At 75.9% G+C, this 16,212-nt stretch carries 16 protein-coding genes, 1 tRNA gene and 1 riboswitch; of the genes, 8 read left to right on the top strand and 9 right to left on the bottom strand.

Annotated features, from left to right (window positions below):
* Window positions 1–19 precede the first annotated feature (19 nt).
* Entirely contained in the window at window positions 20–1,309 is a 1,290-nt protein-coding gene (locus ABDB74_RS06800; RefSeq protein WP_346622755.1) for a hydroxyacid-oxoacid transhydrogenase, read from the top strand.
* Window positions 1,310–1,315: 6 nt separating this feature from the next.
* Here ABDB74_RS06800 and ABDB74_RS06805 read toward each other — a convergent pair whose 3' ends face one another.
* Window positions 1,316–1,729 carry a PaaI family thioesterase gene (locus ABDB74_RS06805; RefSeq protein WP_346622757.1) on the bottom strand — a complete coding sequence of 138 codons (414 nt, stop codon included), beginning with the start codon at window positions 1,727–1,729 and terminating at the stop codon, window positions 1,316–1,318.
* Between the two features lie 158 nt (window positions 1,730–1,887).
* Between ABDB74_RS06805 and ABDB74_RS06810 the strand changes: the two genes are divergently transcribed.
* Genes ABDB74_RS06810 through ABDB74_RS06820 form a run of 3 tightly spaced genes read left to right on the top strand, consistent with a single transcriptional unit; the run spans window position 1,888 to window position 4,527 of the window.
* A complete protein-coding gene (locus tag ABDB74_RS06810; RefSeq protein ID WP_346622759.1) occupies window positions 1,888–2,310 on the top strand; it encodes a hypothetical protein in 423 nt (140 codons plus the stop codon).
* Window positions 2,307–3,140 carry a hypothetical protein gene (locus tag ABDB74_RS06815; protein ID WP_346622761.1) on the top strand — a complete coding sequence of 278 codons (834 nt, stop codon included), beginning with the start codon at window positions 2,307–2,309 and terminating at the stop codon, window positions 3,138–3,140. The genes ABDB74_RS06810 and ABDB74_RS06815 overlap by 4 nt, the downstream gene beginning before the upstream one ends.
* On the top strand, window positions 3,127–4,527 hold the full coding sequence (locus ABDB74_RS06820) for an alpha/beta hydrolase (RefSeq protein ID WP_346622762.1): 1,401 nt from the start codon (window positions 3,127–3,129) through the stop codon (window positions 4,525–4,527). The genes ABDB74_RS06815 and ABDB74_RS06820 overlap by 14 nt, the downstream gene beginning before the upstream one ends.
* Window positions 4,528–4,611: 84 nt before the next feature.
* Here ABDB74_RS06820 and ABDB74_RS06825 read toward each other — a convergent pair whose 3' ends face one another.
* Together ABDB74_RS06825 and ABDB74_RS06830 are read right to left on the bottom strand one after the other, a co-directional pair.
* Window positions 4,612–4,989 carry a hypothetical protein gene (locus ABDB74_RS06825; RefSeq protein ID WP_346622763.1) on the bottom strand — a complete coding sequence of 126 codons (378 nt, stop codon included), beginning with the start codon at window positions 4,987–4,989 and terminating at the stop codon, window positions 4,612–4,614.
* Between the two features lie 240 nt (window positions 4,990–5,229).
* A tRNA-Ile gene (locus tag ABDB74_RS06830) sits at window positions 5,230–5,303 on the bottom strand.
* A gap of 148 nt (window positions 5,304–5,451) precedes the next feature.
* A riboswitch (cyclic di-AMP (ydaO/yuaA leader) is annotated at window positions 5,452–5,609 on the top strand.
* A gap of 10 nt (window positions 5,610–5,619) precedes the next feature.
* On the opposite strand from ABDB74_RS06830, the gene ABDB74_RS06835 reads away from it, so the two are divergent.
* Both ABDB74_RS06835 and ABDB74_RS06840 read left to right on the top strand, forming a co-directional pair.
* Window positions 5,620–6,852: a peptidoglycan DD-metalloendopeptidase family protein gene (locus ABDB74_RS06835; RefSeq protein ID WP_346622765.1), complete on the top strand. Its 1,233-nt coding sequence runs from the start codon at window positions 5,620–5,622 to the stop codon at window positions 6,850–6,852.
* Between the two features lie 41 nt (window positions 6,853–6,893).
* The gene (locus ABDB74_RS06840) at window positions 6,894–7,568 is read left to right on the top strand and encodes a VTT domain-containing protein (protein ID WP_346622767.1); all 675 of its coding nucleotides are present in this window, start codon (window positions 6,894–6,896) and stop codon (window positions 7,566–7,568) included.
* Here the strand turns inward: ABDB74_RS06840 and ABDB74_RS06845 are convergent.
* Window positions 7,562–8,458, bottom strand: a complete 897-nt coding sequence (locus ABDB74_RS06845) for a maleylpyruvate isomerase N-terminal domain-containing protein (protein ID WP_346622768.1) — start codon at window positions 8,456–8,458, stop codon at window positions 7,562–7,564. The genes ABDB74_RS06840 and ABDB74_RS06845 overlap by 7 nt on opposite strands.
* Window positions 8,459–8,594: 136 nt before the next feature.
* On the opposite strand from ABDB74_RS06845, the gene ABDB74_RS06850 reads away from it, so the two are divergent.
* Both ABDB74_RS06850 and ABDB74_RS06855 read left to right on the top strand, forming a co-directional pair.
* Window positions 8,595–9,740 (top strand): GGDEF domain-containing protein, encoded by a 1,146-nt coding sequence (locus tag ABDB74_RS06850; RefSeq protein ID WP_346622770.1) that lies wholly within the window; start codon window positions 8,595–8,597, stop codon window positions 9,738–9,740.
* A 453-nt stretch (window positions 9,741–10,193) separates the two neighbouring features.
* Window positions 10,194–10,694, top strand: a complete 501-nt coding sequence (locus tag ABDB74_RS06855) for a DUF3145 domain-containing protein (RefSeq protein ID WP_346622772.1) — start codon at window positions 10,194–10,196, stop codon at window positions 10,692–10,694.
* Window positions 10,695–10,910: 216 nt separating this feature from the next.
* Here the strand turns inward: ABDB74_RS06855 and ABDB74_RS06860 are convergent, their stop codons facing one another.
* The 5 genes from ABDB74_RS06860 to ABDB74_RS06880 form a co-directional block, all read right to left on the bottom strand.
* Window positions 10,911–12,323, bottom strand: coding sequence for a carboxyl transferase domain-containing protein (locus ABDB74_RS06860; RefSeq protein ID WP_346622773.1), 1,413 nt, complete (start codon window positions 12,321–12,323; stop codon window positions 10,911–10,913).
* A gap of 43 nt (window positions 12,324–12,366) precedes the next feature.
* Window positions 12,367–13,611: a beta-ketoacyl-[acyl-carrier-protein] synthase family protein gene (locus ABDB74_RS06865; RefSeq protein WP_346622775.1), complete on the bottom strand. Its 1,245-nt coding sequence runs from the start codon at window positions 13,609–13,611 to the stop codon at window positions 12,367–12,369.
* Between the two features lie 89 nt (window positions 13,612–13,700).
* Entirely contained in the window at window positions 13,701–13,943 is a 243-nt protein-coding gene (locus ABDB74_RS06870; protein ID WP_346622777.1) for an acyl carrier protein, read from the bottom strand.
* Between the two features lie 82 nt (window positions 13,944–14,025).
* A complete protein-coding gene (locus ABDB74_RS06875; RefSeq protein ID WP_346622779.1) occupies window positions 14,026–14,994 on the bottom strand; it encodes a beta-ketoacyl-ACP synthase III in 969 nt (322 codons plus the stop codon).
* Window positions 14,991–16,193 (bottom strand): acyltransferase domain-containing protein, encoded by a 1,203-nt coding sequence (locus ABDB74_RS06880; protein WP_346622781.1) that lies wholly within the window; start codon window positions 16,191–16,193, stop codon window positions 14,991–14,993. The genes ABDB74_RS06875 and ABDB74_RS06880 overlap by 4 nt, the downstream gene beginning before the upstream one ends.
* Window positions 16,194–16,212: the final 19 nt, after the last annotated feature.

Raw genomic sequence — 16,212 nt, forward strand, 5'->3', positions numbered from 1 at the left:
AGCAGCCCAGGAGATCCCCATGACCAGCACCGTGCCCGGCACCCCGGAGTCGGTCTTCACCTACGGCGCACCGCAGCTGAAGTTCGGCAGCGGCGCCTCCGACGAGATCGGCTACGACCTCAGCCGGTACGGCGTGCGCCGGGTGCTGGTGATCACCGATCCGGGGGTGGCGGCGACCGGCCACCCGCAGCGGGTCGCCGAGCAGATGGCGCAGTTCGGGATCGAGGCGCGGGTCTACGACGGCGTCCACGTCGAGCCGACCGACGTCAGCCTGGTGGCGGCCATCGACGAGGCCCGGGCGTCGGGTCCGTGGGACGCGTTCGTCGCCGTCGGCGGCGGGTCGAGCATCGACACCGCCAAGGCGATCAACCTGCTGACGACCAACCCGGGCGAGCTGATGGACTACGTCAACCTGCCGGTGGGCAAGGGGCAGGCGCCGCCGGAGCCGCTCAAGCCGTTGATCGCGGTGCCGACGACGACGGGCACCGGGGCGGAGAGCACCACGATCTGCGTGATGGACGTCCTCTCGCTGAAGGTGAAGACCGGCATCAGCCACGCGCGGCTGCGGCCCACGCTGGCCGTCATCGACCCCGACCTGACGCGCAGCCAGCCCTCCGGCGTGACGGCGGCGTCCGGCATGGACATCCTGTGCCACGCGCTGGAGAGCTACACCGCCCGCTGGTACACCACCTACGAGCACAAGACGCCGGAGCAGCGGGTGCCCTACTGCGGCTCCAACCCGATCTCGGACATGTGGTCGGAGAAGGCGCTGTCCCTGCTGGCCGGGTCGTTCCGCACCGCCGTCCGCAACGGCGACGACGTGCAGGCGCGCTCGGACATGGCGATCGCTGCCACCTTCGCCGGCATGGGCTTCGGCAACGCCGGCGTGCACATCCCGCACGCCAACGCCTACCCGATCGCCGGGCAGGTGAAGGACTTCCACCCCAAGGACTACCCGGCCGGCGAGGCGATGGTCCCGCACGGGATGTCGGTGGCGCTGACCGCGCCGGAGGCCTTCCGGTTCACCTTCGAGGCGTCCCCGGAGCGGCACGTCCGCGCCGCCGAGCTGCTCGCGCCGGGGGCGGACCGTCCCTCGGACCTCGCGGAGTTCCTGCCCACCGTGCTCGCCGACCTGATGCGGGACATCGACATCCCCAACGGCGTCGGCGCGGTCGGGTTCGACGAGGGCGACATCCCCGACCTCGTCGACGGCGCGATGAAGCAGCAGCGGCTGCTGGCCACCTGCCCTCGAGCGGTCACCGAGGACGACCTCGCCGGCATCTTCCGGCGGTCGATGGCGCTGTGGTGACCCGGCTCAGCGGGGGCCGACGACGGTCTTCGTGACCTGGCCGGTGGCGACGAGCTCGCCGTCGACGGTCGCCTCCGCCCGCAGGAAGGCCACCGCCCGCCCCCGGCGGAGGACGGTGGCGGTGACCTCCACGGTCGCCCCGGCGCGGACCGGCCGCAGCAGCGAGGCCGAGACGTCGTGGGTGACCGCGTGCTCGTCCGCGCCGAGCTGCGGCAGCAGCGCCAGGAACGAGGCCACGTCGAGGAGCGCGTAGACGACCCCGCCGTGCAGCATCCCGGCCGGGTTCTGCGCGGCCTCCCCGACGGGGAACCGGATCCCGGCCGCGAGGTCGCGCTCGTCGCGCAGCTGCACGCCGAGGAACCGGTGCAGCGGGATGTCGAGGACGGCCTGCACGCGGGGGCCGGGCGAGTCGAGGGGCATCGCAGCAGGATCCCGCACCGGGGGGGGGCCGGCCGACGGCGCCCCGGGGAACCCCCTGTGGATCCACGCGGGCGTTCCACAGGTCCTGCCGGGCGCGGCCGTCGGGTGCTCGCGGGCCATACGTTCCCCCCGGGTTCGAGACCGATGGGGGGCGGCGGATGGGCGGGTACGGCGATCCGGAGGCTCTCGAGGCGCTGGCCGCGGAGCTGCACCGGCGGGCCGGTCAGGTCCGGGAGGCGGCGGACGAGCACGCCCGCACGACCGACCGGGCCTGCTGGGTGTCCGACGCGGCCGCGGTGCACCGCCGGGAGCTGGCCGCCGACCGCGCCGCGGTGGAGGCCGCGGCCGACGGGATGGACGCCGCCGCCGACGTCCTGCGCCGGCACGCCGACGAGGTCCGGGAGCGGATCGCGGCGATCGCGCGGGCGGAGCGGGAGGTCCGGGCGTGGCTGGCCGACCGCGCCGCCCGCGGCGGGGAGCTGCTCGACCGGGTGGGGGAGGTGCTGGGCGAGCTGCCGGAGGCGGGGGCCGACGTGTGGCGCCAGATCCCCGGTCGGCTCACCCGGCTGGGCCTGTGGTGACCGGTCCGCCGGGGCCGGCCGCCCCGCGCCTGACCGTCCGGCGCGGGACGGCGCCGCCGGCGCCCGCCGCGGCGCGTCGGCTCAGCCTGGCCCCGGCGGAGTGGGCCGTGCTCACCGAGGGCAGGCTGCCCGGCCTCCCGGCGGCCTTCGCCGCCGCCGCGACGGTGACCGGTGAGCAGCGGGACGCCGCGCTCTCTTCGCTCACCGGTCGCGGGATCCTCGTCGCCGGCGGGGCGGGCCCTCCGGTACCCGCGGTGGCGGCCCAGCTAGAGGTGCTGCGCCGCCCGGTCCTGACCGTGCGGCTGGACGTCACCGGCCGCGGCGGAGCCCGGCACGGCTGGTTCGCCCTCGGGGCCGGAGTGGTGGCCGGTGCCGTGACGCTGCCCGGGGGGAGCGTCGAGCTGTCGCTGACCCCGGCCGCCGGCCTGGGGCACGAGCTGGCCCGCGCGGTGCCCGAGGCCGCCGTCCTGACCGCGTCGGGGGCACCGGTGGGCGGTGGCGCCGTGCCGGCCGGTCGCCTCCCGCTCGCGCTGCTGGACACCGCCGTCCCGCAGGTCGCCGGGCCGACCGCCGGGGAACGGGCCCTGGCCGACGAGCTGCTGCGGCGCACGGCCGGCTCGCTGGCCTGCCTGGTGGTCGGGCGGGCCGGGGATCCGGTGGGCGCCGGGCAGGTGTCCTGGCTGGCCACGGACGCCGGGTGGGTGGGGCTTCGGCCGGCCGGAACGGCCCGGCAGGCGGTCGACGTGCTGCCGGTGCGGCCGGCCGACCTGGGGACGTGGGTCGCGCCGGCGGTGGCCGCGCTGCTGGAGGCCGCCGATGAGCAGGGCTGAGCTGGCGGTCAGCGGGGGCGCCGGTGGCGTCGAGGCCGACCTGGCCGACCTGGAGACCCTCGCGCGCAGCAGCGCCGCGCTGGCCGAGCTGCTGGCCGGCACCAGCGGCGCCTGCCACGCGGTGCTGGTCGATCCGGACCTGCTGGCCTCCGCGCTGCTCGACCCGGGCGGCGTCGCCCGGTTCGACGCGGCACTGCTCGGGGTGCTGGAGGGGCCGAGCGGGCTGACGGCGCTGGCCGCCGGGCTGGCCGCGCGGGCCGTGGTGCTGCACGCCGCGGCGGCCGCCTACGCGGCCGCCGACGCCGCGCTGGCCGAGCTGGCCGACGACCTGCGCTGGGCGAGCGGCTTCTTCTGGCCGGTCACGGTGGGCGGGCTGCTCGTCACGGGCACCGGCCGCGCAATCGGCGACCCGGCCGGTGCGGACCAGGAGATCGGCGTCCTGCTCGCAGACCCGGAGCGCTGGCTCACCGAGCACCCCGGCCTGGTGGACGACGTGGCCGGCGCCCTGCCCGGGCTGGGTGGACTGGCGAACGTGCTGACCATCGGCGTGGCCGCTCCGTGGCTCGGTGGCGGGGACGTCGGCTCGGCGGCCCGTCGGCTCGGCCGGCTGTGGCCCGACGGCGCCCCCGTCGTCAGCCAGCTCCCCGATGACGACCGCACCGCGGTGGTCACGCCGCCGCGAGGGGTCGACGACCTGCTGCGCGCGCTCGACGCCCGCGCCGGCGGGGCGGGCCCCGGGCAGGACACCGTCGCCGTGCGGGTGCTCACCTCCGCCGACGGCAGCACCGCGTACATCGTCGACATCCCCGGCACCCGCGACTGGAACCCTCCGAGCGCGTCGGTCAACCCGCGGACCGACGACCTGGGCACCAACCTCCGCGTGCTGGGGGGCGGCGTCACGACCAGGCAGCGGGCGATCGCCGAGGCCCTCCGGCGGGCGGGGGCCGGGCCGGCCGACCCGGTGATGCTGGTCGGCCACAGCCAGGGCGGCATGGTGGCCGCGCAGGCCGCCTCCGACGCCGGCACCCCGGACTTCGACTTCGACGTGCGCAGCGTGGTCACGGCCGGTTCGCCGATCGCCCGTGCCGACATCCCGGCGTCCGTGCAGGTGCTGGCGCTGGAGAACGCGTACGACGTCGTGCCGCGGCTGGACAGCCGCCCGAACGACGACAGCCCGAACGTCACGACCGTGATCTTCGAGGTCCAGCACGGCGACATCGGGGACAACCACGGGCTCGAGCAGGCCTACCGGCCGGCCGCCCGTGCGGTCGACCGGAGCGGCGATCCCTCGATCACCGCGTTCCGTGCCGCCGCCGCCCCGTTCCTCGCCGGGCCGGGCAGCGGCACCACGGTGGTCGCCCACGTCTACGCGATCGGCAGGCGGTGAGGCGGTCCTACGTGCTGACCGCCTGGATGGGCGGCAACGGCACCTTCGTGGCGGCCCACACCTCGCTCGCGACGGCCGCCGGCGTCAGTTCTCGAGCACGTCGGTGTCGTCGGCCAGGGCGGCCCGGAGACGGAGCCGTTCGAGCTCGGCCCGCACGGCCGACAGGTCGCCGGACGAGCGCAGCAGGTGCGCGAGCGCACCGGCGTTGTCCGCCCGGGCGGCGCGGGCGAGCTCGTCGAGGAGTTCACGGAGCGCGCCCTCGTCCTCGCCGTGCCGCACCAGCCGCGCGATCCCGTTGACGGTGCTGCGCACGTCCTGCAGGAGCGGGGGGAGCTGGCGCACCGTGTAGTCCAGCAGGACCACGAGGTCGAAGGGGAGCCGCACGAGTGCGACGACGGCGGGCACGGGACCGAACCGGGGCGGGGGCGGCGGAGCCGCCGGACCGAGGTCGTCGCGGGTCATGCATCCGTCCTACCCGCGGACGGGTGGCGACGCACGACTCGCGACAACCGGCGCAGCACGGGCGGAGCGGATCGTCGGTGTCTCGGCCTGAGGTGTTCGTCACGTCGGCGCCGGCGACGAGTGGACGGCGGTCGGCGGGGGAATACCCCCCGGTTGCCGCGGCCCGACGGCCGTCCCGCGGCGGGCGGCCCGGTGCCGACGCTCCCGTCCCAGGTCGTCCGGCGCGGGCGTCGGCGCAGGTGGGGCGGGTGGGGCTCGAACCCACGACCCAGGGATTATGAGTCCCATGCTCTGACCGGCTGAGCTACCGCCCCGGTGGCGACAGCCTGCCAGAAGGGCCCGCCTCGCCGTGGTGCCGGTGGGGCGGACCGACATGGTGCGTTACCACCCTGTGACATCTCGGCTCTTCGCTTGTACCGTTCCTCGCGGCCCGGCCGACCCCGCCCCCGAACCCGGGGGCTCGACCGGGCCCCGCCGAACCGTCCGGCCTGATGGCCGGACGGACCGGGGACCCACCGTTCTTGGGGTGAGTCCTGCCTGCGCACGTACCGGCAGGCAGGTAGGGCCACGTTCCGGCCCGAACCCGTCAGCTGACTCGGTAGGCGGAGTAGAGGAACGGAGAACGTCGCCTTGGCGACCCTGCACCACCTGCACCACCCGACCGGGCCCACGCGGACGACCGGGCGTTTCCGCCGGACCGGACGGCGGGCGGCCGCGCTGACCGCGCTGCTGGCCGTCCCGTGGCTCGGCGCCGGGCCGGCCCTCGCGGCCCCCGGCGCGGCCGTCGACGTGCAGTCCGAGCACGACCGCGTCGCCGCCGAGGTCGCCGGGATCGAGCAGCGGGTGCGGGAGGCCGAGGACCGCCTGCAGCAGATGACGCTCGAGGCCGAGGAGGCCAGCGGGACGGTCCTCGCCACGCAGGCCGCGCTCGCCACGGCCCAGCAGCACGCCGAGGCCACCGCGGCGGAGCTCGCCGCCGTCCGGGCAGTCGTGGCGCGCACCCAGGACGACGTCGCGACCCTCGGCCGGGAGGCGTACATGGGTGGTGACGAGTCGCTCAGCGAGATGGAGATGGTCCTGGACGCCGACGGGCCCGGCGAGCTCCTCCAGCAGGCCGCGACGCTCGACCTGCTGGGCGAGCAGCGGGCCCGGACCCTCGAGGAGATGAGGGTGGTCGAGGCCCGGGAGGCCCAGCTCGACCGCGAGGCCCGGGCGGCCGTGGCGGAGCGGGACGCGGCCGCCCGCGCGGCGCACGAGGCCCAGGTGGCCGCCGACGCCCTGCTCGCCGAAGCCCAGGCCGACTTCGACGCGCTCGCGGCGGAGAAGGCAGCTCTCGACGGTCAGCTGCGCGACGCGGAGATCAGGCTCCTGTCGGTGCAGGGCACCGCCGACCCCGTCGCCACGTGGGACCAGCGGGAAGCCGCCGAGCAGACGGTCAGCACGCTGTCCGCCGCCGGCGGTGGCATCGCGCCGACCCAGGGCCGCGTGACCTCCTGCTACGGGGCCCGGTGGGGGACCATGCACCTCGGTCTGGACATCGCCGCGCCGATCGGCACCCCCGTCCTCGCGCCGGAGTCCGGTGTCGTCCTCCAGGCGGGGCCGGCCAGCGGCTTCGGCCTGGCCGTGGCGATCCAGCACCCCGACGGCGCCATCACCGTCTACGGCCACGTCAACCAGTTCTTCGTGAACCCCGGTGAGGTCGTGGGCGCCGGGCAGCAGATCGCGGAGGTCGGCAACCGGGGTCAGTCCACCGGCCCGCACCTGCACTTCGAGGTGCACCGCGGTGGCCTGTACGCCGATCGGTCGAACCCGGTGCCGTGGCTGGAGCAGCGCGGCGTCTCGCTGGGGGGCAGCTGCAGCTGACCCCGGCGCGGCGGTCGCCGGAGCCCGCGCAGGACCGGGATGTGCGTGCGGCGAGGCAGGACGTCTGGCTGCGCGCCGCCGCGCTGGCCGCGCTGCTGCTCGGCGGTGCGGTGGCGGCGCTCGTCGTCGACCTGCCGTCCCCCGACCGGCTCCGCGCCTGGCTCGACGCGGCCGGCGCGGGTGGCTGGGCGCTTCTGGTCGCCGCGCTGACGCTGGTGCTCCTGGCCCCCGTGCCCCGGTCGGTGCTCTCGGTGCTGGCCGGCGCGGTCCTCGGCTTCGGCCCCGGGCTGGCCGTGGCGCTCGCCGGCGGGGTGCTGGCCGGTCTCGCCGCCTTCGGGCTCGGCCGCGTGCTCGGCCGGCCCGCCGCCGCCCGGCTGGCGGGGCCCCGTCTCCAGCGCGCCGACCAGTTCTTCACCGGCCGCGGGTTCACCGCCGTGCTCGTGGGCCGGCTCATTCCGGTGATCCCGTTCGCGGTGCTCAGCTACGGGTCGGGTCTCAGCGGCGTCCGGCCGGTGCCCTACCTGGCGGCGACCGCCGTCGGGCTGGTCCCGAGCACGGTGGTGCAGGTCGGCATCGGCGCCTCGGCCGGGTTCGTCGTGTCCCGGCTGTCCACGATCACGACCGTGCCGGTCGTCGCCGTCGTCGTCCTGCTCGTGCTGGCCGGTGGTCTCGCGTGGTGGCACCGGCGGCGGGCGGGGGAGCGGCAGCGCTACTGACCGCGGCCGAACAGCCGGCCGACCACGCCCCCCGCCCCGCCCACCGTGCGGGCGGCCAGCTGCAGGATCGGCCCGCCCGGGATGCCGGGCACCTGCTGCACGATGGGCGCCAGCTGGAGCAGCCCGCCGACGTCGTGGACCTTCAGCCTGCGCCGGGCGGCCGCCGGCACCGGGTTCACCCGCCCGGAGGCGGCGTCGAGCAGGAGATCGGCCGCTCCCTCGACGGCCGGGCCCTCGACCACGCCGGCCGGCACCCGGTGCACCTGCCACCCGTTCCCGTCGGCGGCGAAGCCCCAGCCGCCGTCCGGCGTGGCCAGGGTGACCCGGCCACGGATCCCCGTCGAGGCCGCCAGCGCTCCCGTCACGTCGGTGAGGGCTGCCAGGCCGGACTGCAGCACGGCCGCAGACGGTGGCTCGGCTCCGCACGACACGAGGTCCAGCCCGTGCACGGCGAGCTCGTAGGCCTGCCCGAGGACGACGCTGAGCAGCGGCAGCCGCCCGACGACGGAGACCGTCGGCGCGGTGTCGAGCTCCGTCGGCTCCTCGTGGAGGTACCGGGTGGTGGCCTCCCGGTTGCGCCGCAGCGCGGCCAGCACCTCCTCGCGGGAGGCGTCCCGGTGCGCGGCCGTGACCCGGGCGTTCACGGCGTCGGGATCGGGCGGGGTGCCACGTCCACCGGAGCGGGCGGAGGCGATCAGGTCCGCCAGCGCGGCGTGGTCGTCCCAGCAGCCCAGATGCACGCAGATGTCGTGCGCCCGCCAGCCGGGCAGCCGTGAGCGCCGGTCCAGGTCCACCGATCCGGCCCGCGCGAGGAACTCGTCCCACGCGCCGAGCACCATCCCGGCGACCTCGTCCCGGCCCGCGCCGGCCATCCCCTGGTGTCCGCCCACGGCACGCCCCTACCCGGCCCCCGGTCCGGGCAGGCATGGCCACCGTCGCACCCCGGCGGGGCAGGGGGCGTCCGTCCTCACCCCCCGGGGTGAGGACGGCGTCAAGCAGCCGACGGGGCGCGCCGATCGCCTCCCTGTGATCGAGCGAGCGGCACACGACCGCCGAGCGGGCAGTCCCGCGCCGTCCGAGCGGCCGTCCTCGGGCTTCCTGCGCCGCGCGCTGACCGGTGTCCGGAACGGTCTGTACCGTCCTCTCGCCGGGGACGACGCCCGCGTCACCTACTGGGTCCGGCACGTGCGGATCGGGGTGCTCCTCACGGAGTTGGCGGCCCTGGCGGTGACGGCCCACGTCCTGCTGACCGACGGCCTCGCCGCCCGGGACCGGGCGCTGCTGGCCCTCGCGACGGTGGTGCTCGTCTGCACGCCGGCGATCCTGCTGCTCCCGCTGGCGGCGATGATGCGCGACTGGCGCGGCCCCACGCTGTTCTACGCATGGACCCTCGCCTCCGCCGCCGTCGTGATCATCGCCACGCGCCTCGACGGTGGTGCCGGCAGCCCGCTCGACGCGCTCGTGTTCCTGGTCCTCGCCTACACGGCCGTCGCGTACCCGCCCCAGGGCGTCGTGGCCATGGGCAGCCTGATCACCGTCGGCCACCTGCTGCTGGTCGACCTGCCGGGGCTCAGCGCCGGCGGACTCTTCTTCGCGGCGATCACGGGCGTCTTCACGGTGGTCTGCGCGATGTCGTCGGCCAACTCGTGGGCCGCCTACGACCGCCACGTGCTCCTGATCCGCACCCAGGAGCTGCTCGCGTCCACCGATGCGCTCACCGGGGCCCCCAACCGGCGGCTCTTCCGCGAGCGCGTGTCCGCCGCGGTCGACGCCGCGGCCTGGGGCCACCAGTCGGTCCTGTGCCTGGTCGACCTCGACGGCTTCACGACGGTCAACGACGCCGGCGGGCACGCCGCGGGCGACGCGTTGCTCAGCGCCGTCGCCACGGCGCTGGGTGGGGCGGTCCGCGAGACCGACACCGTCGCCCGGCTGGGAGGCGACGAGTTCGGCGTCCTGGCCGACGTGACCGCCGGCTTCTCCGCCGAGGCGCTCGCCGAGCGGTTGCGGGCGGCGGTCGCGCTCACCGGCACCCGGTACCGGGTCACCGCGAGCGTGGGCGTGGCGGAGATCGAGCCGGGCGACGAGGTGGAGGACCTCCTGCACCGGGCCGACGTCGCCATGTACCGGGCCAAGAGCGGTGGTGGCGATCGGGTGAGCGCGGTCGGGGGCTGACGGCAGGCGCCCGATGAGCCACTCGGCGTCGCACCTCGGACACGAAGCGTGACTGCCGGTCGGCGCGGCAGCGCAGGTGGCCCAGCACTTCGCCCCCTCGGTGGCCGGTGGGCTGGTTACCGTGTGTGACGAACGTCTCGGGTCGAGGTGCCGGGTGCCCCGCCGTCCCGTGTGGCGGGCGCAGCCGCCGGTCGCCGGATCCCAGGGGGAGGGGTGGACCGGGTAGACGCCGACTCCATGGCCGTGGTATGGCCGCTGACCAGGGACAAGGCGCCGTGTCGGTGATCAACAACCACTTTCGTCCCACGGGTCGCATCCGGGCTGGCGCGATCGGGTCCCCATCGTGCAAACTTGTCGCGGGAGCCCTGCTCCGACACTGCCGAACACGGCGCGTCACCGAATCGATGGGTCCGTAGGGGAAGACGAGACCGATCGAGTCGATGGAGGTGCCCCGTGCAGCGACGGTCTACCCAGGGTGTCGTCTTCGTGCACGCGTGCCCGAAGGCGCTCTGCCAGCACGTCGAGTGGGCGCTGGAACGCGTCGTCGGCGCGCCGGTCTCCCTGTCATGGGCTGACCAGCCCGCCGCGCACGGTTCCTACCGTGCTGAAGTGGCATGGACCGGTGCCCCCGGTACCGGCGCCAAGCTGGTCGCTGCGCTGCGCGCGTGGCCGATGCTGCGCTTCGAGGTCACCGAGGAAGCCAGTCACGGCAACGACGGCGAGCGGATGTCCTACGTGCCCGGGCACGGGGTTTTCCGGGCGCCGACGAGCGCCAACGGCGACCTCATCGTCACCGAGCAGCAGCTGCGCCACCTGGCGGCCACCGCGAGCTCCATCGAGGCGTTCCGGCACGGGGTCGACCAGCTGCTCGGCGCGGCCTGGGACGCCGATCTCGAGGTCTACCGGCACGCCGGCGACGGTAGCCCGGTCACCTGGCTCCACCAGGTCGTGTAGCTCACCGGTCGAGCAGCAGGAGGCCCGCTGCGCCCGCCCTCGTGGGCGGCCGCGCGGGGACCTCCGGATCACGATCCGAACACGACACTCCGGGCCCGGCCCGGAAGGCGTCGTAGCCTGGAACCGGTCGTCCGGGCGCCGTCGGGGAAGCGGCGCCCGGACGACCTCCCACGTGGTGCGTGAGGTCGCCCGCCACCGGCCGGGCGGCCGGGGCGGTCAGAGCGGGATGTTGCCGTGCGCGCCCCGGCCGAGCGGGGCCGCCGCCAGCGCCTCGATCAGCCGCTGCCGGGTGCGGGCCGGCTCCACCACCTCGTCGACGACGCCGATCTGCAGCGCCCGGTTCACCCCGCCGGCGATCCGCTCGTGCTCCTCGGCCAGCTGCGCGTGCAGCGCCTCCCGCTCCCCGGGAGGGGCGGCGGCGAGCTTCTTGCGGTGCAGGATGCCGACGGCCGCCTTCGCGCCCATGACCGCCACCTCCGCGCCCGGCCACGCGAACACGGCGGTCGCGCCGAGCGAGCGGGAGTTCATGGCGATGTAGGCGCCGCCGTAGGACTTCCGCGTCACGAGCGTCACCCGCGGGACAACGGCCTCGGCGAACGCGTGCAGCAGCTTGGCCCCGCGGCGCACGACGCCGTCCCACTCCTGCCCGACGCCCGGCAGGTAGCCGGGGACGTCGACCAGCACGACCAGCGGGACGCCGAACGCGTCGCACATGCGCACGAACCGGGCCGCCTTCTCCGCCGACGCGGAGTCCAGGCAGCCCCCCAGCCGCAGCGGGTTGTTGGCGATGACGCCGACCGTCCGCCCGGCCAGCCGGCCGAGGGTGGTGACGACGTTGGGTGCGAAGCGCGGGTGCAGCTCCAGACCGGGCTCGTCCAGCACCGCGGAGACGAGCGGCTTGACGTCGTAGGCACGGTTGGTCTGCTCGGGCAGGAACGCGCCGAGGTCGAGGCTGCGCTCCTCCGCGGCCGGGGCGAACCTGCCCTGGGCGGCCAGCAGGTCGACGGCGAGCCGGGCGGTCTCCAGGGCGGTGGCCTCGGACTCGGTGACCACGTGCACCACGCCGCTGCGCCGCCCGTGGGTGTCCGGGCCGCCCAGGCTCTCCATGTCGACGTTCTCACCGGTGACCGAGCGGACGACCTCCGGGCCGGTCACGAAGACCCGGCCGGCGGGGCCCATGATCACCAGGTCGGTGAGCGCCGGGCCGTAGGCGGCGCCACCGGCGGCCGGTCCGAGCACCACCGAGATCTGCGGCACCCGGCCGGAGGCCCGCACCATGGCGGCGAAGACCTCCCCGACCGCGTGCAGCGCCGTGACGCCCTCGGCCAACCGCGCTCCGCCGGAGTGCCAGATGCCGACGACCGGGACGTGCTCCCGCAGGGCGGTGTCGATCGCGTCGACGATGTGCCGGCAGCCGTCGACGCCCATGGCGCCGCCCATGACCGTGGCGTCGGTGCAGAAGGCGATCGCCGGGCTGCCGGAGACGGTGCCGCGGGCGGCGAGCACCCCGGAGTCGTCGCGCGGGCCGAGCTGCTGCATCGACGCCGCGTCGAAGAACCGCCGGAGGCGGTCCTCCGGGTCGCGGGGGTCGGGGGTGGGCAGCGTCGGTGCGGCCTGGACGGTCGTCACGGCGTCTCCTCAGGTGGTGCGGGCCGGGGCCGGGGTGGTGCGCTCAGGCGGTCGTGAAGACCAGCGCGATGTTGTGCCCGCCGAAGCCGAAGGAGTCGTTGACGGCCGCGCGGAGCGTGGCCCGGCGCGGCTCGCGGCGGACGATGTCCAGGGCCTGTACGGCGGGGTCGTCGTCGGGGTCGTCGAGGTTGGCCGTCGCGGGGACGATCTGCTCGCGCAGCGCGAGGATGGCGAACACCGACTCCAGCGCGCCGGCGGCGCCGAGCAGGTGGCCGGTCTGGCTCTTGGTGGCGCTGACCAGCACGTGCTCGCCGAGGGAGGAGCGGATCGCCGCGGCCTCGGCGGTGTCGCCGACCGGGGTGGAGGTGGCGTGCGCGTTGACGTGGCCGATGTCGGCGGGGGAGAGGTCGGCGTCGCGGAGCGCGGCGGTGATCGCCCGGCCCGCGCCCTCGCCCTCCGGGTGCGGGGCGACCAGGTCGTAGCCGTCGGCGGTGGCGCCGGCGCCGGCCACCCGGGCGTGCACGCGGGCCCCCCGGGCGGCGGCCGAGTCGGCGCGCTCGAGCACCAGCGCGGCGGCGCCCTCGCCCAGCACGAACCCGTCGCGGCTCTTGTCGAACGGCCGCGAGGCGCGCTCGGGCTCGTCGTTGCGGGTGGACATCGCCCGCATGGCGGCGAAGCCGGCCATCGGCAGGGGGTGGACGCAGGCCTCGGCGCCGCCGACCAGGACGATGTCGGCGCGGTCGAACCGCAGGAGGTCCAGCCCCCAGCGGATGGCCTCGGCGCCGGATGCGCAGGCGCTGACCGGCGCGTGCACGCCGCCCCTGGCGCCGACGGCCAGGCCGACCGCGGCGGCCGGCCCGTTGGGCATGAGCATCGGGATGGTGAACGGCGAGACCCGCTTGGGGCCCTTCGCCTCCAGGACGTCGTCCTGGCCGAGCAGGGTGAGCGCACCGCCGATGCCGGTGCCGAACACCACCGCGATCCGCACGGGGTCGACGCCGGAGTCGGCGGCCCCCGAGTCGGCCCACGCCTGCTCGGCGGCGATCACCGCGACCTGCTGGCTGCGGTCCAGGCGGCGGGCGCGCACCCGGTCGATCTGCTCGGCGGGGTCGGCCGCGAGGCGGGCGACCAGCTGCGCCGGGAACTCCTTGACCCAGTCGTCGGTGATCCGGCTGACGCCGGAGCGGCCGGCGAGGAGGGCCTCCCAGGTGGTGGCCACGTCGCCGCCGAGCGGCGTGGTGGCACCGAGGCCGGTGACGACGACGTCGGTGGTGGACGGGCTGCTCATGGGGTCTCCTCTGCGGGCGTCGGCCGGGGGTGGGGCCGGATCGGGGCGGAGCGGGTCCCGCCGGCGGTCGGCCGGCGGGACCCGCTGGGTCAGCCCTGGTTCTTCTCGATGAAGGTGATCGCGTCGCCGACCGTCTTGATGTTGGCCAGCTGGTCGTCGGGGATGGCGACGCCGAACTTGTCCTCGACGGCGGTGGCGATCTCGACCATCGACAGCGAGTCGACGTCGAGGTCGTCGGTGAAGGACTTCTCCGGGGTGGCGTCGGCGGGTGCCACCCCGGCGACCTCCTCCAGGATCTCGGCCAGACCGGACTGGATCTCCTGGGTGCTCACGCGGGTCCTCTCTCTCGGATGGGGCGGGCGGTGCCCGCCGACGTCCGGGACACGGTGTCCCGGGGATCTTGGGTGGTGGCGCTCACGGCAGGACGACGACCTGGCCGGCGAAGGTCAGGCCCGCCCCGTAGCCCAGCAGCAGGGCGACGTCGCCGCTCTTGGCCTCGCCGGTCTCGAGCAGGGCCGCGAGGGCGAGCGGGACCGACGCCGAGGAGGTGTTGCCCGAGCGCACGACGTCGCGGGCGATGACGGTCCGCTCCGGCAGCTTCAGCCGCTTGGCCATCAGCTCGATGATCCGCAGGTTGGCCTGGTGCGGCGCGAAGACGTCGATGTCGTCGGGGCCCACCCCCGCACGGTCCATCGCCTCGACCAGGGTGTCGGTGAGCTTCGTCGTCGCCCACCGGTACACCGCCTGGCCGGCCATGCTCATGCCGGTCTCGTCCGGGGGGATGGCGATCGCCTCGTGCAGGTCGCCGTCGCTGCCCCACACGGCCGGGCCGATGGCCGGTTCGTCGGAGGCGCTGACGACCGCGGCCCCTGCGCCGTCGGCGAAGATCACCGCCGTCGACCGGTCGTCGAGGTTCGTGTAGTCGGTGAGCCGCTCCCCGCCGATGACGAGCGCGTTGCGCGCCGTCCCGCTGCGGATCGCGTCGGCGGCGGCGCTGAGCGCGTAGCACCAGCCGGCGCAGCCGGCGTTGACGTCGAAGGCCCCGGGCCGGGGCACCCCGAGCTGGTGGGCGATCCGCGGCGCGAGCCCGGGGATCGCCTTCGGCGGGCTGGTGGTCGCGAGCAGCACGAGATCGATGTCGCCGGCGTCCAGGCCGCTGGCGGCCAGCGCCTTGCCGCCGGCCGCGACCGACATCTCCACCAGCGTCTCGTCGGGCTCGGCCCAGCGACGCTCGGCGATCCCGACCCGCGCCTGGATCCACTCGTCGTTGGTCTCCATCCGCTCGGCGAGCTCGTGGTTGGTCACCCGCCGGCGGGGCCGGTAGCTCCCCAAGCCGAGGATCCGCGCCCCCGGCGCGCCCTTGTCCAGCTTGATCGGGGTCACGCGGTCACCTCCGGGTAGAGCCGGGCGATCGGGTCGCCGGCGTCGACGAGGTCGCCCTCATGGACGAGCCACTCGGCCAGCACGCCGTCGTACCCGGCGGACACGTTGACCTCCTCGCGCCGGCCGCGGATGCACCCCAGGAACGTGCCCGCGGGCAGGTGGGTGCCCTCCGCGACCTCGGCGGGGCTGACCGTGCCGCGCGCCGGGGCCACCACCATCCGCCAGTCGGGCAGGTGCTCGGCCTCGGCCCGGCCCCGCTCGGCGTCGATGAGCTCCCGGGCGCGGGTCAGGTCGGCCGGGCTGCTGATGGCCAGCACCTCGATGCCGGATCCCTTCCACTCCCGCTTGGCCAGCCCGGCGAGCGCGCCGGCCGGCGGCAGCTCGAGCACCGCGGTGACGCCGAGGTCCCGCAGGGTGGCCAGACAGGCGTCGAACCGCACCGGGCTGGTCACCTGGCTGACCAGCCGGGACAGCGCCTCGGCGCCGGAGTCGACGGCGGCGCCGTCGGCGTTGGACAGCAGCAGCCGGCTGGGATCGGCCGGCCGGAGCCCGCCGACGAGGCCCTCGAGCTCCTCGCGCGCCGGAGCCATGTAGCCGGTGTGGAACGCGCCGGCGACCGACAGCGGCATGATCCGCGCCTTGGCGGGGGGCTCGGCCTTGAGCGCCGCCAGGCCGTCCAGGGGTCCGGCGGCCACGACCTGCCCGCCGCCGTTCATGTTGGCCGGGGTCAGGCCGTGCCGCTCGAGGGCGGTCAGCACCTCGTCGGGATCGCCGCCCAGGACGGCGGACATCCCGGTGGGCGTCCGGGCGCAGGCGGCGGCCATCGCCCGGCCGCGGACGGCGGTCAGCGCGATCGCCGCCTCGACCGAGAGGACCCCGGCCAGCGCGGCGGCGGTCAGCTCGCCGACGCTGTGGCCGGTGATGACGACGTCCCGACCGGTGTGCGGCGTGTGGGCCACCGGGCCCGGCAGACCACCGAGCTCGCGGGCGACGAAGAGGCTCATCGCGACCACGAGCGGCTGGGTGACGGCGGTGTCCTTGATCGCCTCGGCGTCGCCCGTCGTGCCGAGGGAGAGCAGGTCGGCACCGGCGATCGCACCGGCCCAGCGGAAGAACGGTTCCGCGCCGGGGAGGTCCAGCCAGTCGGTCAGCATCCCGGGCTTCTGCGCACCCTGACCCGGGGCGAGGACGGCGAGCACGTGTTCACCGTGCCAGTGA

Source organism: Blastococcus sp. HT6-4 (assembly GCF_039679125.1).
GTDB lineage: Bacteria > Actinomycetota > Actinomycetes > Mycobacteriales > Geodermatophilaceae > Blastococcus > Blastococcus montanus.